Genomic DNA, 20,366 nt, shown 5'->3' on the forward strand with positions numbered 1-20,366 from the left:
TTCACTCGTGGAGGCAGTTGTTCTCGCCACTCCGGTCACGGTGTGGTCACACCTGACTTCTACCGAATGTCAGGAAGAAGTCAGGTGTGGTCGGTGAGCCTGAGTCAGGCGCGCTTGGCGCGAGCCACGGAGCGGCCCCGCGTGGAGGCGTCGAGGACCACCTTGCGGATGCGCACGTGGTCAGGGGTGATCTCCACGCACTCGTCCTCGCGGATGAACTCCAGCGCCTGCTCCAGCGACAGGTTGCGCGGCGGGATCACCTTCTCGGTCTCCTCGCTGGTGGAGGAGCGCATGTTGGTGAGCTTCTTCTCCTTGGTGATGTTGACGTCCATGTCGTCGGACCGGGAGTTCTCGCCGACGATCATGCCCTCGTAGACCTCGGTGGTCGGCGACACGAACAGCGTGCCGCGCTCCTGCAGGTTGAGCATGGCGAAAGGGGTCACGGGACCGGAGCGGTCGGCCACCAGGGAGCCGTTGTTGCGGGTGCGCAGCTCGCCGAACCACGGCTCGTAGGAGTCGAAGACGTGGTGCACCAGGCCGGTGCCGCGCGTCTCGGTCAGGAACTCGGTGCGGAAGCCGATCAGGCCGCGCGCCGGCACCACGAACTCCATCCGGATCCAGCCGGTGCCGTGGTTGGTCATGTGCTCCATGCGGCCCTTGCGGACGGCCAGCAGCTGCGTGATCGCGCCCAGGTATTCCTCCGGGCAGTCGACCGTGAGGCGCTCGACCGGCTCGTGCACCTTGCCGTCGATGGTCTTGGTGACCACCTGCGGCTTGCCGACGGTCAGCTCGTAGCCCTCGCGGCGCATCTGCTCGACCAGGATGGCCAGCGCCAGCTCACCACGGCCCTGCACCTCCCAGGCGTCGGGCCGGTCGGTGGGAAGCACGCGCAGCGACACGTTGCCGACGAGCTCCTTCTCCAGACGGTCCTTGACCATGCGGGCGGTGACCTTCGAGCCCTTGGACTTGCCGACCAGCGGCGAGGTGTTGGTGCCGATGGTCATCGAGATGGCGGGCTCGTCGACCGTGATGAGGGGCAGCGGGCGCGGGTCCTCGGGGTCGGCCAGCGTCTCGCCGATCATGATCTCGGGGATGCCGGCGATCGCGATGATGTCGCCGGGACCGGCCTCCTCGGCCGGCTTGCGCTCCAGGGCCTCGGTCATGAGCAGCTCGGTGATCTTGACCCGCTGGATCGTGCCGTCGGTACGGCACCAGGCCACCTGCTGGCCCTTGCGCAGCACACCCTGGTGGATCCGGCAGAGCGCGATACGGCCCAGGTAGGAGGAGGCGTCGAGGTTGGTGACGTGGGCCTGCAGCGGCGCGTTGGGGTCGTAGGTGGGCGCCGGGATCGTCGACTTGATGATGTCGAAGAGCGGCTCCAGGTCCTCGGCGTCCGGCATGCCGCCGTCCTCGGGACGGTTCAGGGAGGCGCGGCCCGCCTTGGCCGAGGCGTAGACGATCGGGAAGTCGATCTGCTCCTCGGTCGCGTCGAGGTCCATGAAGAGCTCGTAGACCTCGTCCACGACCTCCTTGATGCGCGCGTCGGGCCGGTCGACCTTGTTGATGCAGAGGATGACCGGCATCTTGGCGCCGAAGGCCTTGCGCAGCACGAAGCGGGTCTGCGGCAGCGGCCCCTCCGACGCGTCGACCAGCAGCACGACACCGTCGACCATCGACAGGCCGCGCTCGACCTCGCCGCCGAAGTCGGCGTGGCCGGGGGTGTCGATGATGTTGAGGGTCATGCCGCCGTGACTTACGGCGGTGTTCTTCGCGAGAATGGTGATGCCCTTCTCGCGCTCGAGGTCGTTGGAGTCCATGACACGGTCGTCGACGTCCTGGTTGGCGCGGAACGCCCCGGACTGCCAGAGCATGGCGTCGACCAGCGTGGTCTTGCCATGGTCGACGTGCGCGATGATCGCGATGTTCCGCAGGTCGTCGCGGCTGTTCAAAGGCATGATGACGTCTCGCTCTGTGATCGTGGGGGCGACCGCGCGAAGTCGCGGCCTTATAAGTCTAGTTGATCCCCTCTGATGGCAGGAGCGGGACGAGATGTCGCCTGGCGTAGGCACGCGCTTCATCGTCGCGGAGCGCCGGACGTACATAGCGGGTTGCACATTTCTACGCATGTCCCGGCCGGGGCCGGATGCCTACATTGGCGGCATGACCTGGACAGAGCTGGTTCTGGGCGCCTCACCCGTACAGGGCGACCAGCCCGCGGTCAGTGACGTCAGAACCGGAGAGGTGCTGTCGTACAACGCGTTCGCGCGGAAGGTCACGCACGCGGCGGCGGGGCTGCGCCGTCACGGTCTCCGCTACGGCGACCGCGTGATCGTCGACATGCCGCTCGGGGTGGGGTTCGCCATCGCCGTCCACTCCGTCGCCTGGTCCGGGGGAGTGGCGGTGCTCGGAGCCTCCGGGACCGCTCGCATGATGATCGCCCAGCGCGGCTACGACCCGCTCGCGGTGGATGTTCAGAAGGTCTTCACCTTCGAGCCGATGCCAGGGGAGCTTCCGTTCAGCGACCTGCTGGGTGAGCGTTCGGTCCAGTTCGGGCCGCTGGCCGGCCCCGCGCTGAGCGTCGGCGGCGAATACGTCTACGACCACGACGAGCTGGCGTCGGACCTGCGCAGCCTGTCGTCGCGGCTGCTGGTCAGCGAGGACGACGTCGTGCTCGCCGCGGTCAGCGATCCGCTCAAGGGGCTGCGGGTGCTCGATCTGGCGTTGATGTCGGGCGCCCACGTGGTCATCGCGCACGAACCGAGCCTGATCGGCTGCCGCGTGCTCGCGCACGTGCACGCGGCCACCCTGGTGATCGCGCCGAATGAGGTGGTCAGACGCCTGCTCGGCGATCCGACGTTGCGCGTTGTGGACGAAAGGGCCATCGTCAGCTCGCTCGGCCGGTGAAAAGTGCGACACTGTGGGAGAGTGTGATCCTTCCGCGACGCAGGGTGACCACAATGTCCGAGCCCCCCAGGCATAATCTTCCGGCCGAGCCCAACAGGTTCGTGGGTCGCGAGCGCGACGTCGACGACCTGTGCGGGCTGCTGGGTGAGACGCGCGTGGTCACGTTGTGCGGGGTCGGCGGCATCGGCAAGACCCGCCTGGCGCTGCGGGTCGCCGCCCGCCTGGTGCCCTCCTACCCGGGCGGCGTGTGGCTGGTGGAGCTGGCCAGGCTCACCCGGGGCGAGCTGATCCTTCAGGAGATCGGCCGGGCCGTCGGCATCCATGAGGAAGGCACCCGCCCGCTGCTCGACACGGTGGCGGCCCGGCTGCGCGACACGCCCGCCCTGCTGCTGCTGGACAACTGCGAGCACCTGGTCGACCAGTGCGCGCAAGTGGCCGCCGAGCTCGTCGCGGCGTGCCGGGGCCTCGGCATCCTGGCCACCAGCCGCGAGCCGCTGCGCATCGCCAGTGAGCTGGTCTGGCGGGTGCCGCCGCTCGACCTGCCCGACGAGCGGCATCCCGACGCCGAGTCCGTGCTGCTCTTCATCGACCGCGCCACCGCCGCGGGCACCCGGCTGAGCCAGGCGAGCCTGGGCGACGTCATACGGCTGTGCCGGGCGCTCGACGGGCTGCCGCTCGCGCTGGAGCTGGCCGCGGCCCGCACCAGCCTGCTCAGCCCCGGGCAGATCGTTGATCGGATCGACGGCCGCTTCTCGTTGCTCACCACCGGCGGCCGTACGGCGCCGCCCAGGCAGCGCACGCTGCTGGCCGCGGTCGAATGGAGCTACGACCTGCTCTCGGCCAAGGAGCAGGTGCTGCTGCGCAGACTGTCGGTGTTCGCCGGGTCCTTCGACCTCGAACTCGCCGAGCAGATCTGCGCCGACCGGCCCATCTCCGAGGCGGAGATCGTCGACCTGCTCGGCGCCCTGGTCGACAAGTCCCTCGTGCTGTGCGACGAGGAGCGCAGGCGCTACCGGCTGCTGGAGACCATCAAGCACTACGCGGCCGAGCGGCTGGCGGAGGCGGCCGAGCGGGAGGTGCTGCGCGACCGGCACCTGGAGGTGCTGTGCGAGCTCCAGCTGCGCCACTTCGGCACGGAGATGGTCGAGCCCGACCTGCCGTGGCCGGTGCGGCTGGCCGCGCTGACCGCCAGCAGGAGCCTGGTGGACGACCAGCGGGCCGCGCTCGACTGGGCGATCGAGTCCGGTAACGCGCCGCTGGGCCTGCGCCTGTGCGCCTACAGCACCAGCCTGCTCCCGGTCAGCAGCGTCAACCCGGCCGAGATCGTCGGCTGGGTGGAACGCCTGCTGGCCCTCGACCTGACCCAGGTGCCCGACGAGCAGATCGCGCATGCCCACGCGTACCTGGCCTACGGCCTGGAGGGCCGCGACGAGCTGGCCCGTTCGCTGGAGTACGCCACGGCCAGCCTGACGGGCCTGGGCGCCGACAACGTCTTCACCAGCTGCGTCATGCACAGCCTGTCGGTCGTGGTGCTGCTGCGCATCGGACGAGGCGACGAGGCGCTGCACCACGCCGAGACCGGCCTGGCCCTGGCCATCGCCTCCGGCGACCAGTGGAACCAGGCGGCCGGGCTGGCCGGCCTGTCGGCGGTCGCGCTCACCCGCGGCCGGCTGCGCGAGGCCCAGTGTCACGGCGAGGAGGCAGTGGCCAAGGCCCGCCAGCACGGGCACCGCTGGCTGCTGGCCAGGACCGCGACACAGCTCGGCGCGGTCGCCGAGGCGCGCGGCGATCTGGTGAAGGCGATGGCCCAGTACGAGCTGGCGGTCCCGTGGCTGGAGGAGCTCGACGGCACCATCGAGCTGGCCCGCTGCCTGGCCAGGATCGGCCGGGTCGCGGCGCTGCTGCACGAGTTCGAGGTGGCCAGGGAGCGGCTGGCCGCGAGCCTGACGCTGAGCAGGCAGACCGGGCAGCGTCAGAGCGTGGCCCGCTGCCTGGTGAGCCTGTCGGTGCTGGCGGAGGCCGAAGGGGACCTGGAGAGCTCCGTACTGGCCGCCGCCTCGGCCACCGCGCTGCGCGAGTCGATGGGCCAGCACTCCGCCACGATCCGCATCGAGGAGCTGCTCACCCGCGCCCGCGCCAAGCTCGGCGAAGGTCGCACCGCGACGCTCTGGTCACGGGGCAGGACGATGAGCCCCGACGACGCCGCCCGCCAGGTCCTCGCGGGCGAGCGGCCGGTCCCGGCCGGTCCGGTCCCAGACGGGCCGGTGGTGGCCGAGCCCGTCAGGCACTCGCTGCTGACCGCCCGCGAGCAGGAGATCGCGGTCCTGCTGACCAGGGGCCTGTCCAACCGGGCCATCGCCGAGGAGCTCGTCATCAGCCCCGCGACCGTGGCCAGACACATCGCCAACATCATGGAGAAGCTGGGCTACACCTCGCGCGCTCAGATCGCCGTGTGGGCGGCCGAGCAGCCGCGCGGTTCTGCATAGCGATCTGCATATTCCTCCCCATGTGTGCATGAGATGCCCTCCATAGCGTGGGCGCCATGGAGGAGCGCATCGTGATGGTGGACTCTGGCACCGGTCTGTGTCTCACCGAGGGGCAACTGGACGAGAGGTCGGCCGCCGCGACCGTCCAGCTGCGGCGCCGGGGCGTGCGCGCGGGCGACACGGTGCTCATCTGCCTGACCGTCGGTCCCGATCTGCTCGTGGCGACCGACGCGGTGATAGCCGTCGGCGGGATCGCCTGGCCGGTCCCGGCGGAGCTCGACGAGGGCAGACTACGGGATCGGATCATGGCCAGCCGGGCCCGCTTGATGATCTCCGACCTGCCGCGGGCGATGAACGCGGCGCGAGAGTCACGGGTACGCATGGTGGTGAGCGTCGCGGAGCTACATTCGTATCCGGTCAGTCACGAGATCTGCACGGAAAGTGATCCCACCGGGCGGCGAACCAAGGGAGACTGTGAGGGAGTGTGATCCTCCCGCCAACACTTGGACCTCTTTCATGACTGCGCAAGTCCAGCACAACCTCCCCGCCGAACCCAACCGCTTCGTCGGACGGGCGCGCGACGTGGCCGAGCTGTGCGCGCTGGTCCGCGGCGAGCGCGTGGTCACGCTCAGCGGGGTGGGCGGCATCGGCAAGACCCGCCTGTCGCTGCGGGTCGCGGCCAGCGCCCTGCCCGGCTTCACCGACGGCGTGTGGCTGGTCCAGCTCGCCCGCGTCAGCGACCCCGAGCTGATCGTGAAGGAGATGGCCGACGTGCTCGGCGTCCGCGAGGAAGGCTCCGAACGGCTGCTCGACGGGCTCCGGATCCGGCTGCGCGGCACCAGGACGCTGCTCCTGCTCGACAACTGCGAGCACCTCGTCGAGCCGTGCGCCGAGCTGGTCGCCGGCCTGCTCGCCGACTGCCCCGAGCTGAGATTCCTGCTCACCAGCCGCGAGCCGCTGCGCATCCCCGGCGAGCTGATCTGGCGGGTGCCGCCGCTCGACCTGCCCGACGAGCGGCATCCCGACGCCGAGTCGGTGCTGTTCTTCGTCGAGCGGGCGGCCGCGGCCGGAGCCCGCGCCGTGACCGACAGCATGCCCGACGTCATCCGGCTGTGCCGGGCGCTCGACGGCCTGCCGCTCGCGCTGGAACTGGCCGCGGCCCGCAGCAGCCTGCTCAGCCCGGGGCGCATCGCCGACCGGATCGGTGACCGGTTCAAGCTGCTGACCACCGGCGACCGCACCGCCCACGCCCGCCAGCGCACGCTGCTGGCCACGGTCGAGTGGAGTCACGACCTGCTCGCCCGCAAGGAGCGGGTGCTGCTGCGGCGGCTGTCGGTGTTCGCCGGGCGCTTCGACCTCGACCTGGCCGAGCAGGTGTGCGCCGACGGCGACCTGCTCGGCCGCGGCGAGGTGCTCGACGTGCTCAGCGGCCTGGTCGACAAGTCACTGGTGCTCCACCACGGCGACGGCGGCCGCTACCACCTGCTCGACACCATCAGGCACTACGCCGCCGAGCGATTGCGCGAGGCGGGCGAGGAGGCGCGGCTGCGCGGCGGCCACCTCAAGGTGATCTGCGCCGAGATGGAGCGCTGCCACGAGGCCGGTCCGCTCGGCCGCCGGCTGTCGTGGCCGGCCCGCGCCGTCCACTTCGCCAGGGGGCGCCGCCTGCTCGACGACTGCCGGGCGGCGATCGACTGGGCCGCCGAGTCCGGCAGTGCCGAGCTGGGGCTGCGGCTGGCTCACGCGGCGCTGACCATCCTGGCGGTGCGCGGCGATCTGGGGGAGGGCGTCGGCTGGTACGAACGGCTGCTCGGCCTCGACCTGGCGGGCGTGCCCGACCAGCTGATCGGCGTGGCCAAGGGCGGCCTCGCCTACGGGCTCGAAACGCGCGACGAGCTGGAGCGGGCCGCGGCGCTCATCGAGGAGAGCATCGAGGAGCAGCGGCGGCACCCCTATACGCACTGGCTCGGCGTCACCTACGGCGTGGCCCTGACCGTCTTCTTCCGCACCGGCCAGACCGGCACGGCCCTGCGCTACCTGCGCGAGCTCGAAGTGGCGGCCGCCGAGCACGACGACCTGTTCAACCTGACGACCGCCCGCATCGCCCGGCTCAACCTGGCGCTCTTCCAGGGGCAGCCGCGCCAGGCGCAGCGCTTCGGCGAGGAGGCGCTGGCCCTGGCCGTGGAGACCGGCCACCACTGGACCCTGGCCAGGGCCCTGACCCACCTGGGCGCGGTGGCCGAGGCCAGGGGCGACCTGGCGGCCGCCATGCGGCACCACACGGCGGCGCTGCCCATCCTCGAGGAGCTCGACAACCGGGTCGAGCTGGCCCGCTGCCAGGCCAAGGTCGGCAGGGTGGCGGCCAGGCTGCACGACTTCCCCGCCGCCCGGCGCAGCCTGGCCGCCAGCCTGGTGCTGAGCACGCAGACCGGCCGGCGCAGCGGCGTCGTCCGCGCACTGGTCGCCCTGTCCGTGCTGGCGCAGGCCGAGGGCGATCTGGACGGGGCCGTCGTCGCGGCCGCGGCGGCGAGCGCGTTGCGCGAGTCGATCGGCCAGCACGACGCCCCGGCCCGCACCCAGGAGCTGCTCTCACTCGCCCGCGACAAGCTCGGCGAGGGCCGGGTGGCGCTGCTCTGGGCCAGTGGGATCGCACAGGAGCCCGGTGCGGTGGCCCGGTGGATCCTCGACCAGAAGGCCGATGCCGGCGACGTTCGCGAGCCCGCCGCCCTGCTCCCGTCCCTGCCCGCCACGCTGTTCGTGTCCTCGCCGGGCCCGGCCGTCCGCGAGCCGCGCTACGCGACGCTGACGGCGCGCGAGCGGGAGATCGCCGGGCTGCTGACCGAGGGCCTGAGCAACCGGGCCGTCGCGGCGCAGCTGGTGATCAGTCCCGCCACGGTCGCCAGGCACGTGGCCAACATCATGGAGAAGCTCGGCTTCGGTTCGCGCGCCCAGATCGCGGTATGGGCCGCCGAACACGGCCTCGACAACCGGTGACCATAAGCGCGGTATGGGCGGCCGAACACGGCCTCGACAACCGGTGACCATAAGCGCGGTATGGGCGGCCGAACACGGCCTCGACAACCGGTGACCATAAGCTCGGGAACATGCCGCTCGCTCCAAACTTCCCGGTCATGCTCCGTACCGAGGACGGCGTCCGCATCGACGCCGCGCACACCCCGTCCACCCACTCCGGCCTCGCCATCGTGGTGGCGCACGGGTTCACCGGCTCGTGGCGCGACCCGGCCACGCGGCGCATCGCGCATGTGCTGAGCGGCTACGGCGGCGTGCTCGCGTTGGACTTCCGGGGGCACGGCCGGTCCGGTGGCGAGTCCACCGTGGGGGACAAGGAGATCCTCGACGTCGACGCCGCCGTACGGCACGCGCGGGTGATCGGCTATTCCAAGGTCGCCGTGGTCGGCTTCTCCATGGGGGCCGCCGTGGCCGTACGCCACGCGGGACTGCTCGGCGGTATCGACGCGGTGGTGTCGGTGAGCGGCCCGGCCCGCTGGCACTACCGCGGCACCAAGCCGATGCGCCAGGTGCACTGGGCCATCGAGCAGCCGATCGGCCGGTGGGCGGCCAGGATGGCCAAGCGCACCAGGATCGCCCGCGGCGCGTGGAACCCGATTCCGGTGCCGCCCCACGAGGCCGCCGCGCTGATCTCCCCGACGCCGCTGCTGATCGTCCACGGCGACGCCGACGCCTTCTTCCCGCTCGAACACGCGCACCAGCTCTACGCGGGCGCCCGCGAGCCCAAGAGGCTCTGGATCGAGCGGGGCTACGGCCACGCGGAGTCCGCCGCGACCCCGGAACTCATCCGCCGAATCGGAAAGTGGATCAGTACGAACCTTTTCTGAGTAATAGACGTCTATCTAGGGCGTAAGGAAGAAATCCACCGGGAGAAAGTCCTACGGGAAGGAAACCGTCGAGGCGGTGGACGTAGGACATACTTCGTGGAGTAGCGGAGAGCACACCAAGCGTTGCGGGGGCGCGCTGGGTGGGGGGCTCCGCGAGCGGGGCTCCGGTACGCCGTACCGGAGCCCTGTTCTCAGCCCAGGCGCGCGATCGTCTTGTACTCCAGGTAGCTGCTGAGGCCCTCGGGGCCCAGCTCACGGCCCACGCCGCTGGCCTTGTAGCCGCCGAAGGGCGCGTTCGACTCCAGCATGAAGCAGTTGATCCCGTAGGTGCCGGTGCGGACCTGGCGGGCCACCTCCATGCCGTGGTCGGCGTCGGCCGTCCAGACCGTGCCGGCCAGGCCGTAGTCGCTGTCGTTGGCGATGCGGATCGCGTCCGCCTCGTCCTCGTACGGGATCACCGACAGCACCGGGCCGAAGATCTCCTCGCGGGCGATGCGCATCTCGTTGGTGACGCCCGCGAAGACGGTCGGGGAGACGTACCAGCCGTGGTCCATCGGCCGGTCCAGGCCGCCGACGACGAGCTTGGCGCCCTCGTCCATGCCGGCCTGGATGTAGCCCTCGACGCGCTCCTGCTGCCGCTTGGCGACCAGCGGGCCGATGCCGGTGCCCGGGTCGGCGGGGTCGCCGACGGGCTGGGAGGTGACCATGTTCGCGACCGCGTCCACGACCTCGTCGTAGCGGGTCCGCGAGGCCAGGATGCGGGTCTGGGCGACGCACGCCTGGCCGTTGTTCATCAGCGAGGCGATCGCCAGCATGCCCATGCTGGAGGGCAGGTCGGCGTCGTCGAGGATGATCGCCGCCGACTTGCCGCCGAGCTCCAGGCTGACCCGCTTGAGCTGCTCGCCGCAGATGGCGGCGATGCGGCGGCCCGCGGCGGTCGAGCCGGTGAAGGCCACCTTGTCCACGCCCGGGTGGGAGACCAGGTGCTCGCCGGCCTCGCGGCCCGCGGGCACGATGTTGAGCACGCCGGCCGGGATCCCGGCCTCGGCCACCATCTCGGCCAGCAGGTACGCGTCGAGCGGCGTCTCCGGCGCGGGCTTGAGCACGATCGCGCAGCCGGCCAGCAGCGCGGGCGCGATCTTGGTCATGGCGACGAACTGCGGGACGTTCCACGGGACGATGGCCGCCACCACGCCCACCGGCTCCCGCCGCACGGTCGTCGGCCCGAACAGGCCGGGCCGCTGCTCCTCCTGGGCGAAGGTCTTGCCGAGGTCGGCGTAGTACTGCAGCATGCCGAGCGGCTGCGGCGCCTGCGCCAGGTTGGAGAAGGTGATCGGCGAACCCATCTCCTCGGTGATGAGCGCGGCCATCTCGCCCTGCCGGCTGGCGTAGATCTCGGCCAGCCTGCCGATCACCTCGGCCCGCTCGGCGAACGTCATGCGCGGCCACGGACCGTGGTCGAACGCCTGCCGTGCCGCGGCCACCGCGCGATCCATGTCCTCGGGGGTGCCGTCGGGCACGCGGCCCACGACCTCTTCGGTGTGGGGGGAGATGACGTCGATGGTGCCGGTCCCGGCCGGGGCCACCCATTCGCCCCCGATGAACAGCGTGTCGTGCTGGCGCATGTCGTGAGCCTCCTGCTTGACCGAATGCCTTCTTAGCCAAATGCTTTCTTAGCCGAATGCTTGCTTGGCTGCCCTGCTCCTCAAGGTGACCGAACCATGTTCTGTCTACGCGCGCAAGAGGGGTCCGGCACGCGCGTACAGGTGCCGGACCCCTCAGGGTCGATCAGCCGAGCAGGTGCCGCAAGGACCGCTTGACCAGGTCCGTGCGCATGGCCTGGGTCGTCAGGCTCTCCACGCCGAAGCCTAGGTAGACGGTGTCCTTGGTGGCGATGCCGCCGCCCTCCTCGAACACCTGGTCCGTGCGGGCCCAGTTGTTGATCGAGGGTGAGGTGCCCTCAGGAGGCGCCGCCGCGCTCCAGCCGCCCAGGTCGCTCTCGAACGAGGTCTGCTCCGCCGTCGCGCCGTTCAGCGTGATGGTGAAGTCGTCGAGGAAGACGCCCGCGCCCTGGGTGCTCCAGTCGCTGATGTACGAGACGGACAGCTCCACCTTCTTGCCCGCGTACGGGGTCAGGTCGACCTTCCACTGCTGCCAGCCGGCCGAGTTGCCCGAGGCCGCGTTCCACGAGCCGGAGGTGCCGGTCGGCGCGCAGTCAGGGCCCTGGTAGCGCTGGGTGAACGGGTGGAGCGCGCGCCAGCCCTCGCCGCCGCTGGGCGGGTCGCAGCTGCTGCCGGTGCTCTGCGTGGTGTGACCGTTGACGTCCGGCAGCGTGGTCCAGTCGTCGCCGCCCGCGGTGTGCGCCTCGACGGTCAGGAAGTCCCAGTCGGCCTCGGTGTCGTAGGAGGTCCAGAACGACAGGTCGCCGCCGGTCTTGCCGGTCAGGTCGACGGTCTTGGTCAGCCGCTTCCAGGAGGCGTCGGCGATGCCGCTGTAGACGTCCCAGGAACCGGTGTGCGGGTCGAAAGGTCCGCCAGGCCGTGCCCACTTGACCGGTGCGGAGCTGGCGAACTGCGGGAACTGGGCGGCCGGCAGAATCGCCGAGGTCGCCACGAACGAGTTGGTGTGGCTCGGCTCCAGCGTGCCGGTGAAGCCCTTGAACCGGCCGCTCGCGCCCTGCAGCGCGTACGGAAGGCCCGTGTCCTGGTTGGTGCCCGAGTCGTCGAAGAAGACGTAGGCGCCCAGCCAGTACTGCTGGAAGTCGTTGAACACCTGGATGCACGGCGGGTCGTTGGGATCGGCGCATTCGGGCTGGGCCGGTTGGTCGGGCTGGTAGTAGTAGGCGCCGTTGTTGTTGGCCGTGTACGACGGGTACTTGCCCGTGTGCAGGAGCTTGCCGCCCTCGTTCAGGTAGTCGCGCACGGCCAGCTCGGTGTCGACGCCGCCCTTGGAGGTGGTGCCGGCCACCTGGCCGACCGATCTCGGGATGATGTCGTCGCCCGTCTCCCAGACCACCGCCTTGTAGTGGCTGAGCACGCCGAGCGGATGGGGCGCCTTGCGGCCCATCTTGTCCATGTCGTAGACGTCGGAGCTGTAACCGGCCTCGTCCAGCGCCTTGACGTAGTCGTCGGCGTACTTGGCCTCGGTCACGCCCTGGACGGGGCTGAGACCCGTCACGTCCTCGGTGGCCAGCACCAGCACCTTGCCGCCGATGTCACTGGAGACTTGGTAGGTGAAGTCCCCGCTCTTCCTGCCGATCGAGCTGAACCAGACCTTGACCTTGTCCCCGGGCCCGGTGCCGGTGATCTTGCCGCGCATCCAGTGGTAGTAGGTGTCGTAGCCCTTGCCGTAGCGCTCGCCGCCCCGCCACTCGCCCGTCGGTACGGTCTTGGTCCGGCCGCCGTTGACCTGGTAGTTCAGGAAGATCGGGCCGAGCTTGCGCTTGGCGTCCACCTGGACCACCTGGTCCCTGCCGTAGCTGACCTCGAACGGGTCGAGCACGAAGTCGGCCGTCGCGTTGCCGAGGTGGTTGACCGGCTCGGACCAGTTGGTGGCCGACTTGGCCACGTCCAGGGCGAACGGGATGTTCTTCTCGAACTCCGCCTGGACCAGCGCCTCGTCGTCGGGGAAGACGAACCCGCAGCCGTCACAGCCCTCGTCGAGCTCCGGCGTCCAGGCCAGCGTGCCGTACGAGGCGTGGGCGTGGTCGGTCGTCTCGCCGTTGGTGGTGTAGAGCTCCGCCGACAGGTCCGGGTCGAAGCCCGGGATGGCCGGCTTGGCGTCGTTTCCGGAGATGGCCTCGTAGATCGGGTTGTCCGCGGTCTTGGTGGCGACCTGCCAGCCGATCGGGTAGAGCAGCAGTGGGCCGAAGGAGTGGTAGTTCACCTGGCCCTTGAACCTGATCCGCCTGAGCAGCCCGTCGAGCGCCCGGGTCTCGGGCTCGCTGGCGGGCGCCGCGCCCCGGTAGGTCTCGCTGCTCGGGATCGACGAGGAGCCCTCCTCGTCGTAGTGGAAGTTGGTGGGGTAGTTGCGGTTCGGGTCGACGCCGTCGCCGGTGGTGATCCGCCCGTCGCCGTCGTTGTCGCGCAGGTTCTTGCGCCACAGGCGGTTGCCCTCGGTGAAGGTGAAGTCGTAGCCGTCGGGGTTGGCGACCGGCACGAACCAGAGCTCGGTCCTGTTCAGCAGGTCCTTGAGCGCGGACCTGTTGGCGATCACGTGCTTCAGCAGCCGCATGTCGACCTCGGTGGAGATCCACTCGCGGGCGTGCTGCGTCGCCGAGTACAGCGTCGCCGGCTTGATGCCGTCGGGCAGCACCCTGGCCAGGGCGGTGACCTTGACGGCGAGGATGTCCTGGCCCTTCAGCGTCTTGCCGAGGGACTCGATCTTCACTATGTCCTTGTTCGCGTTGGCGATGGCCTTGAGCTGGTCGGCGATGCCGCCGGGCGCGGAGTAGGACTTCCAGACGGTGTAGCCGCCGGCGGCCTGCGCCTTGGCGGCCTCCAACTGGGTCTGGCCCTGCGGGTTGCGTACGGGCTCCGGCCGGTAGCCGAGCTTGCGCAGGCCGTCGAGGTCGGTCTGGGCGGCGGTCACCTCGACGTGCTCCTTGCCGCCCGCGGTGTCCTGCTGGACGACGTCGAAGCCCTTCTCCTTCAGGGCCTGCCCGGTGCCGGGCGTGCTCTCCAGCTGGTAGAGCTCGATCCTGTCACGGGGTGGCAGGGGGTCCACCGACGCCTGGGCCTCCAGGGCGACGAGGGACGTGCCGAGGCCGAGGACGACGGCGGTGGACAGGGTCAGTAATCGAGACACGAGGTCTGCCCCTTCGCAGAGACCAGTTTCGTCGCCATCTCAGACCGTTCCGCCGCGCTCGGCAAGGCCCAATCTTTATCTCTGTCTTAGATCGGACAATCCTCAGATAATTCGCCAAAGGGGCGCGACTTGCCGCGTTCAGGTGACAATATTCAAGATCATCTTCTATAGTTTCGGTCCGTCTATGAGGGGAGGACGGACGTGAAAATCAGTCGCTTCGCCCTATTCGCCATCGTCCTGGTGGGGCTCTTCGCGTTCCCTCTCCCGGTCTTCGCGGATCCCAACCCGGCCGAGCTGCGCAAGCTGACCAAGCAGGCGTCCCAGCTCAACGAGCTCTATCGGGGCCAGATCCAGAGCCTGGAGGAGGTCCGGATCCAGGCCAAGAACGCCACCGACAACTCCGGCGACCTGGAGGCCCGGCTCGCCAGGGCCAAGGCCGAGGTGTCCTCGATCGCCCAGAGCACCTACATCGCGGGATCGCTTGACGGCACCCAGCTGTTCAGCCTGAGCGGCGACCCCTCCATCGCGCTCGGCCAGGCGGCGAACATGACCTATCTGGCCAACGAGCGCGTCAACAAGGTCAAGAGCATTCAGACGTTGATCGACAAGTCGGCGGAGGCCAAGCGGACCGTCGCCGAGAAGATCAGCAAGCTGAAGAAAGAGATCAAGACCATGCAGGGCAAGCGCCGCCAGATCGAGCGGCTCCTCGCCAAGTACGGTTTCCAGCAGCCGGGCGGCTCCTCGGGGCTCACGCCGCGCCTGATCGCGGTGCGCGCCGAGATCATGCGGAACTTCCCCATGCCGTACGGGGTGGGCTGCCTGCGTCCTGGTGACCCCGGCGAGCACGGCAAGGGGCGGGCCTGCGACTTCATGATGTCGAGCGGTGGCCGGGCGGCCTCGGGGGCCGACGCCGACCGGGGTGACGCGCTGGCCGAATGGCTGATCAAGAACGGGCCCCGGATCGGGGTGATGTACATCATCTGGAAGCAGCGCTACTACGACATCCGGTCGGGCGGCGGCTGGGACCCCATGTCAGACCGGGGCGGGGTCACCGCCAACCACTACGACCACGTGCACGTGTCGGTGTTCTAGCGCTTGGCCGCCAGGAGGTCGCGGAGCCAGGTGTATGACGCCTTCGGGGTGCGGCGCTGGGTGGCGAAGTCCACATGCACCAGGCCGAAGCGCTGGTGGTAGCCCTCGGCCCACTCGAAGTTGTCCAGCAGCGACCAGACGAAGTAGCCCCGCACGTCGACGCCCTCCGCCGCCGCCTGCTCCACCGCCCTGATGTGGCCGTCCAGGAAGGCGATGCGGCCCTGGTCGTCGATCGTGCCGTCCGGGCCGGGGACGTCGTCCTGGGAGCAGCCGTTCTCGGTGACGTACACCGGCGGCAGTGCGGTGCCGTACCTGGCGCGCAGGCCCGTCAGGAGCTCGCGCAGGCCGTCGGGGACGACCGGCCAGCCGAAGGCGGTGGTGGGGTAGCCGGTGATGCCGTGATCGGTGAAGGGCAGGCCGTCGTCCGTGGGCGCGCCGACGCGGGTGGGATTGTAGTAGTTGATGCCCAGGCCGTCCAGGGGTGTGGAGATGACGGCCAGGTCGCCGTCGCGGACCACGTCCATGGCGCCGATGGCCTTCAGGTCCGGATACTCGCCCAGCAGGATCGGGTCGTTGAACAGGCGGTTGTGCAGGGTGTCGTACGCGTCGGCCGCCGCCAGGTCCGCGGCCTCCTCCGAGACGGGCCAGACGGGGGTGCAGTTGTTCGTGATCAGCACCTGCCGCGCGCCGGCCGCGCGCAGCGCCTGTACGGCCAGGCCGTGGCCGAGCAGCTGGTGGTGGGCGACGGGCAGGGCGTCGAACAGCAGGGCCTGGCCGGGAGCGTGGACGCCCATGCCGTACCCGAAGGCCATGTGCACGAACGGCTCGTTCAGCGTGATCCACATGGGCACGCGGTCGGCGAGGCGCTCGGCCACTATCGCCGCGTAATCGGCGAAGTAGTAGGAAATATCACGGTTCATCCACCCGCCCATGTCCTGCAGCGCCTGCGGCAGGTCCCAGTGGAACAGGGTCGGCACCGGAGTGATCCCCGCCGCCAGCAGGCCGTCGACCAGCCGGTCGTAGAAGTCGAGGCCCCTCGGCTCCACCCGGCCCGTGCCCAGCGGCAGCACGCGGGGCCAGGCGATCGAGAAGCGGTAGGCGTTGACGCCCAGGTCGGCCATGAGCGCGACGTCCTCGGGCCAGCGGTGGTAGTGGTCGCACGCGACGTCCCCGGTGCGCCCGTCCCGGATGCGTCCCGGCTCGTGGGCGAAGGTGTCCCAGACGGAGGCGCCCCTGCCGTCATCCTTGACGGCGCCCTCGATCTGGTAGCCGGCCGTGGCCGTACCCCACAGGAACATGCGCACTCCTAAGCGATCATCCGAGTGGCACTCATGTTAACTCGCGGAGGCTCGGGGAACCCTACCTGGCGGTAATACGCCAAGATGGGGGGCATGACGAGTACCCTGCGTCGGCGTCCAGCCCAACGCCGCAGCGTGGAGCGAGTCGAACGGATGCTCGACGAGTGCGCACACCTGCTCGACGAGGTCGGTTACGAGGCGCTGACCACCAAAGAGGTCGCGCGCCGGGCCGAGGTGCCGATAGGCACGTTCTACCAGTTCTTCTCCGACAAGCAGGGCCTGGTGCGAGCGCTGGCCCTGCGCAACCTCGACGCCTTCCTGCGGCGCATCACCGAGCGGCTCACGGAGCGGATCGCCGAGTCCGGCCTCGACCACTGGACCGACCTGGTCGACCTGGCCATCGACGAGTTCGTGGTGATGAAGCGGACCACCGCGGGGTTCGCGGTGGTCGACTTCGGAGAGGTGCTGACGGCGCCGGGCGGGCCGGCGCTCAAGGGCACCAACCGGATGCTCGACGCCGCGCTGGAGAACAACGTCGTGGTCGCCGACCGGCTGCGGGCCCTCACGGTCGACCTGCTCGACGCGCCTGTCGGGCCGGGGCTCGACCGCGCCCTGCTGGTGGCGGTCGAGGCTACCGACGCGGTGCTCAAGCTGGCGTTCCGGGTGCGTCCCGACGGCGACTCCGACCTGATCGCCGAGTGCAAGCAGCTGGTCCACCGTTACCTGGCCGACCACCTGCCCTGACCGGCTCGCCGAGTGCGAGCAGCTGGTCCACCGTTACCTGGCCGACCACCTGCCCTGACCGGCTCGCCGGGTCGTGGTGCCGGTCTCAGGACGCCGCGTCCAGCCGGGCGCGCAGTTCGTCGTCCAGCCGTACATCGGCCGCGCCCAGGGCCTCGTCGAGCTGGGCCATCGTGGAGACGCCGACGATCGGGACGTGCCCGTCGGCCAGCAGCCAGGCCAGCACCACCTGGTTGGGCGTCGCCCCCACCTCCGCCGCCACCTCTTGCAGGACCGCGAGCCGCCGGGTCGTACCCGGATGGTGGTAGATGTCGGGGATCGGGCGATCGGTCCGTGTGTAGGCGCCCGCCATCAGCGTGTTGTACGCCCACAGCGTCACGTCGGGCTCGGCGCGTACATAATCCAGCGTCTCGTCCGTCGCCAGCGCGTGGCCCGCCTCGGCCAGCCGGGTGAGCGGTCGCGGGCGCAGGTAGGTGTGCCGGAGCTGCAGGCAGGTGTAGGGCAGCCAGCCCCGCGCCGCCGACAGGTTCCTGGCCCGCTCGGCCCGCCAGGCGGCCAGGTTGCTGGCCCCTGCGCTGCGGATCCTGCCCTGCCGGGCCAGGTCGTCGAATGCCCCCAGGGTCTCCTCCAGGGGTACGGAGCGGTCCTCGATGTGCGACCAATACACATCGATGTAGTCCGTCCGCAATCTCCGCAGGCTGCCCTCGATCGCCTTGCCGATGGCGGCGGCCGACAGCCCCTCCGCCGAGGCGAGCGTGTCGTCGCCGGGGACGGTGGGCCGGGCGCCGGTCTTCGTGCTCAGGAACATCCGCTCCCGGTTGCCGCGCGCCGCGAGCCAGGAGCCGATGGCCAGCTCGCTCTCGTCGCCCGTGCACCCCGGCACCCAGAACGGATAGTTGTTGGACGTGTCCAGCATGGTGCCCCCGGCCTCGGCGAACCGGTCCAGAATGGCGAAAGTGTCCTTCTCGTCGACCGCGGTGCCGAACGGGATCGTGCCCAGTGCGATGTTCATGGTGGTGATCGTGAAAGCTGGAGTGCGCTCCATGTCAAGCCGGCCTTTCCAGCCGGTGCTACCGCGAACTGGTTGACCTGGAGTCGGCTCCAGGTGCGATGCTTCTGCCGTGAGCGTCTACACACCCGCGGAAGTGGTCGAGGAGACCGGCTTCACCCTGGACACGTTGCGCTACTACGAGAAGATCGGCCTGCTGGAGCCCGTCGGCCGCAACGCCGCAGGTCAGCGCAGGTTCACCGAGGAGGACGTGGGCTGGCTCGGCACGATCCGCTGCCTGCGTGACACCGGCATGCCGATCGCCGAGATGCTCCGTTTCGCCGACCTGGTCCGGCAGGGCGACCACACGATCGCCGACCGCATCAAGCTGCTGGAGGAGCATGACGGCCGCGTCCAGGACCAGATCGCCAACCTCACCGAGCGCCAGCGCTACATCCACGACAAGATTTCCTACTACCGCAGAGTCGTCTAGCCCTGTCTTTGGGGTCCGGTTGTTAGACCGGGACCATGGCCGGACCCAGGGCGAAACGGATCAACATCCCCCTGCGCCGCGTCGCCAAGGGGTGCGCGATGCTGCTGTTCGCGGTGCTGGCCAACATCACGGTGATCCAGGGGTTCGGGGGGCGGGGACTCAACGCGGATCCGCGCAACCAGCGCTCGGCCATCGCCAGGTTCGACCATCCGCGCGGCGACATCCTCACCTACGACGGCACGACCGTCGCGACGAGCCGGGCGACGGCCCACGGGCCGTACGCGTATCGCCGCGCCTACCCCGAGGGCGAGCGGTACGCCCCCGTGACCGGGACGGCGTCGCTCAGCCGGACCACGGGCATCGAGGGGGCCGCGGACGACGTCCTGTCCGGCGACGACCCGAGGATCGAGGTCCGCTCGCTCGTCAGGCACGGCAAGGCCCGCGGCGCCGACGTCCGGCTGACGATCATCGACCGCGCGCAGGCGGCCGCGTACGAGGGCCTCAAGGCGGCGGGCCGGCCGGGCGCCGCGGTCGCCCTCAACCCGGCGACCGGTGCGATCCTCGCCCTGGCCAGCTACCCGTCGTACGACCCCAACGCCTACACCACCACCAACCCCACCGAGCTGGCCAAGACGGACCGGCGCCTGCGCGGTGACCCCACCGGGCCGCTGCTCAACCGGGCGGTCAGCCTGAGATATCCGCCCGGCTCCGCGTTCAAGCTGGTCACCGCGGCCGCCGCGCTGTCGTCGGGCGAGTACTCGCCCACCTCGCGGGTCAACGCCCCCGCCCGGCTGCGGCTGCCCGGCAGCACGGCCTACCTGCCCGACACGGGCGGGCACTGCGGCGATACCCATCCGACACTGCCGGACGCCTTCCGGTCCTCCTGCGACACCGCCTTCGCCGGCATCGGCCTCCAGCTGGGGCAGGACATCCTGCGCGACCAGGCGGAGGCGTTCGGCTTCAACGACCGCGGCCTCACGATTCCGTTGCAGGTCATCGCCAGCACCTATCCCCCGAACATGGACCGGGCCCAGACCGCCCTGTCGGCCATCGGGCGGCATGACGTCCGGGTCACCCCGCTGATGATCGCCATGCTGTCGGCCGCCGTCGCCAACCACGGCGTCCTCATGCGGCCGTACCTGGTGGAGGACGTCCGCCTTCCGGACGGCTCGCTCATCGACCGGGCCGACCCGGCGCCGTACCGGGTGACCATGCCCGCCGCCCTGGCCGGCCAGCTCACGTCGATGATGCTCACGGTCACCGGCGCCGGCGGTTCCGGTACGGCGGCCGCCATCCCGGGGGTGGAGGTGGCGGCCAAGTCGGGGGCCGGGGAGGATCACGCGCTCTTCACGGCGTTCGCCCCGGCGGACACGCCGGAGGTGGCCGTGGGCGTGGTCCTGGAGCACGCCGCCCCGTCGACCGCCGCCCTCATCGCCCGCGCCGTCCTGGAGGCGGCACTGTCCTGAAGGCGGCACTGTCCTGAAGGCGGAACTGTCCTGAAGGCCCCTCATGGGTACGCCGGCGCGCTCACCGGAGTGACCTCGGCACCCTACATAGCGGGCTGCGCAGACCTCTCTACACATCTCCGGGGTCGAACGGTTACATCCTCGAATGGCCATCTCGACGCATGCGGCATCCGGTCCGCATGTCTAACGTTCTGCATGTGATCGACCGCACCTTGCGATCTCGCCTCTCAGTCAG

Annotated in this window: 14 protein-coding genes; 9 read left to right on the plus strand and 5 right to left on the minus strand. The window is 70.1% G+C overall.

The genetic code is table 11. From position 1 onward, the window contains the following. Positions 1 to 104: 104 nt before the first annotated feature. Positions 105 to 1,955 (minus strand): translational GTPase TypA, encoded by a 1,851-nt coding sequence (typA, locus tag AB0H88_RS12995; RefSeq protein ID WP_357643780.1) that lies wholly within the window; start codon positions 1,953 to 1,955, stop codon positions 105 to 107. 205 nt (positions 1,956 to 2,160) lie between these two features. Between typA and AB0H88_RS13000 the strand changes: the two genes are divergently transcribed. The 5 genes from AB0H88_RS13000 (at position 2,161) to AB0H88_RS13020 (ending at position 9,247) form a co-directional block, all read left to right on the plus strand. After that, positions 2,161 to 2,904, plus strand: coding sequence for an AMP-binding protein (locus AB0H88_RS13000; protein WP_357643782.1), 744 nt, complete (start codon positions 2,161 to 2,163; stop codon positions 2,902 to 2,904). A 53-nt stretch (positions 2,905 to 2,957) separates the two neighbouring features. Continuing rightward, entirely contained in the window at positions 2,958 to 5,390 is a 2,433-nt protein-coding gene (locus tag AB0H88_RS13005) for a LuxR C-terminal-related transcriptional regulator (protein WP_357643784.1), read from the plus strand. A 56-nt stretch (positions 5,391 to 5,446) separates the two neighbouring features. Next, the gene (locus AB0H88_RS13010) at positions 5,447 to 5,878 is read left to right on the plus strand and encodes an AMP-binding protein (RefSeq protein ID WP_357643786.1); all 432 of its coding nucleotides are present in this window, start codon (positions 5,447 to 5,449) and stop codon (positions 5,876 to 5,878) included. A gap of 28 nt (positions 5,879 to 5,906) precedes the next feature. Beyond that, on the plus strand, positions 5,907 to 8,384 hold the full coding sequence (locus tag AB0H88_RS13015) for a LuxR C-terminal-related transcriptional regulator (RefSeq protein ID WP_357643788.1): 2,478 nt from the start codon (positions 5,907 to 5,909) through the stop codon (positions 8,382 to 8,384). Positions 8,385 to 8,494: 110 nt separating this feature from the next. Continuing rightward, positions 8,495 to 9,247 carry an alpha/beta fold hydrolase gene (locus AB0H88_RS13020; RefSeq protein WP_357643790.1) on the plus strand — a complete coding sequence of 251 codons (753 nt, stop codon included), beginning with the start codon at positions 8,495 to 8,497 and terminating at the stop codon, positions 9,245 to 9,247. 191 nt (positions 9,248 to 9,438) lie between these two features. Here AB0H88_RS13020 and AB0H88_RS13025 read toward each other — a convergent pair whose 3' ends face one another. Both AB0H88_RS13025 and AB0H88_RS13030 read right to left on the minus strand, forming a co-directional pair. Beyond that, positions 9,439 to 10,872 carry an aldehyde dehydrogenase gene (locus tag AB0H88_RS13025; protein WP_357643792.1) on the minus strand — a complete coding sequence of 478 codons (1,434 nt, stop codon included), beginning with the start codon at positions 10,870 to 10,872 and terminating at the stop codon, positions 9,439 to 9,441. 163 nt (positions 10,873 to 11,035) lie between these two features. Then, a complete protein-coding gene (locus AB0H88_RS13030; RefSeq protein WP_357643794.1) occupies positions 11,036 to 14,053 on the minus strand; it encodes a M14 family zinc carboxypeptidase in 3,018 nt (1,005 codons plus the stop codon). Positions 14,054 to 14,254: 201 nt separating this feature from the next. On the opposite strand from AB0H88_RS13030, the gene AB0H88_RS13035 reads away from it, so the two are divergent. Then, on the plus strand, positions 14,255 to 15,145 hold the full coding sequence (locus tag AB0H88_RS13035; RefSeq protein WP_357643796.1) for a hypothetical protein: 891 nt from the start codon (positions 14,255 to 14,257) through the stop codon (positions 15,143 to 15,145). On the opposite strand, the gene AB0H88_RS13040 is transcribed toward AB0H88_RS13035, so the two are convergent. Continuing rightward, on the minus strand, positions 15,142 to 16,443 hold the full coding sequence (locus tag AB0H88_RS13040; protein ID WP_357643798.1) for a GH1 family beta-glucosidase: 1,302 nt from the start codon (positions 16,441 to 16,443) through the stop codon (positions 15,142 to 15,144). The genes AB0H88_RS13035 and AB0H88_RS13040 overlap by 4 nt on opposite strands. 93 nt (positions 16,444 to 16,536) lie before the next feature. Here AB0H88_RS13040 and AB0H88_RS13045 point away from each other — a divergent pair, with 93 nt between their 5' ends. After that, positions 16,537 to 17,187, plus strand: coding sequence for a TetR family transcriptional regulator (locus AB0H88_RS13045; protein ID WP_357643800.1), 651 nt, complete (start codon positions 16,537 to 16,539; stop codon positions 17,185 to 17,187). 85 nt (positions 17,188 to 17,272) lie between these two features. Here the strand turns inward: AB0H88_RS13045 and AB0H88_RS13050 are convergent, their stop codons facing one another. After that, complete coding sequence (locus AB0H88_RS13050; RefSeq protein WP_357643802.1) at positions 17,273 to 18,196, minus strand: aldo/keto reductase; 924 nt, start codon at positions 18,194 to 18,196, stop codon at positions 17,273 to 17,275. A 109-nt stretch (positions 18,197 to 18,305) separates the two neighbouring features. Here AB0H88_RS13050 and AB0H88_RS13055 point away from each other — a divergent pair, with 109 nt between their 5' ends. Continuing rightward, positions 18,306 to 18,665 carry a MerR family transcriptional regulator gene (locus tag AB0H88_RS13055; RefSeq protein ID WP_357643804.1) on the plus strand — a complete coding sequence of 120 codons (360 nt, stop codon included), beginning with the start codon at positions 18,306 to 18,308 and terminating at the stop codon, positions 18,663 to 18,665. Between the two features lie 35 nt (positions 18,666 to 18,700). Further along, on the plus strand, positions 18,701 to 20,131 hold the full coding sequence (locus tag AB0H88_RS13060) for a penicillin-binding transpeptidase domain-containing protein (RefSeq protein ID WP_357643806.1): 1,431 nt from the start codon (positions 18,701 to 18,703) through the stop codon (positions 20,129 to 20,131). Positions 20,132 to 20,366 lie beyond the last annotated feature (235 nt).

Origin of the sequence: Nonomuraea sp. NPDC050680 (assembly GCF_040654555.1) — a bacterium.
In the GTDB taxonomy this organism is placed as follows: Bacteria; Actinomycetota; Actinomycetes; order Streptosporangiales; family Streptosporangiaceae; genus Nonomuraea.

What these genes read in the sequence shown, in the direction of transcription:
- AB0H88_RS13045 (WP_357643800.1), top strand. Translation starts at nt 16,537, where the DNA reads ATGACGAGTACCCTGCGTCGGCGTCCAGCCCAACGCCGCAGCGTGGAG.
- AB0H88_RS13025 (WP_357643792.1), bottom strand. Translation starts at nt 10,872, where the DNA reads ATGCGCCAGCACGACACGCTGTTCATCGGGGGCGAATGGGTGGCCCCG.
- AB0H88_RS13060 (WP_357643806.1), top strand. Translation starts at nt 18,701, where the DNA reads ATGGCCGGACCCAGGGCGAAACGGATCAACATCCCCCTGCGCCGCGTC.
- AB0H88_RS13020 (WP_357643790.1), top strand. Translation starts at nt 8,495, where the DNA reads ATGCCGCTCGCTCCAAACTTCCCGGTCATGCTCCGTACCGAGGACGGC.
- AB0H88_RS13015 (WP_357643788.1), top strand. Translation starts at nt 5,907, where the DNA reads ATGACTGCGCAAGTCCAGCACAACCTCCCCGCCGAACCCAACCGCTTC.
- typA (WP_357643780.1), bottom strand. Translation starts at nt 1,955, where the DNA reads ATGCCTTTGAACAGCCGCGACGACCTGCGGAACATCGCGATCATCGCG.
- AB0H88_RS13050 (WP_357643802.1), bottom strand. Translation starts at nt 18,196, where the DNA reads ATGAACATCGCACTGGGCACGATCCCGTTCGGCACCGCGGTCGACGAG.
- AB0H88_RS13040 (WP_357643798.1), bottom strand. Translation starts at nt 16,443, where the DNA reads ATGTTCCTGTGGGGTACGGCCACGGCCGGCTACCAGATCGAGGGCGCC.
- AB0H88_RS13005 (WP_357643784.1), top strand. Translation starts at nt 2,958, where the DNA reads ATGTCCGAGCCCCCCAGGCATAATCTTCCGGCCGAGCCCAACAGGTTC.
- AB0H88_RS13010 (WP_357643786.1), top strand. Translation starts at nt 5,447, where the DNA reads ATGGAGGAGCGCATCGTGATGGTGGACTCTGGCACCGGTCTGTGTCTC.
- AB0H88_RS13000 (WP_357643782.1), top strand. Translation starts at nt 2,161, where the DNA reads ATGACCTGGACAGAGCTGGTTCTGGGCGCCTCACCCGTACAGGGCGAC.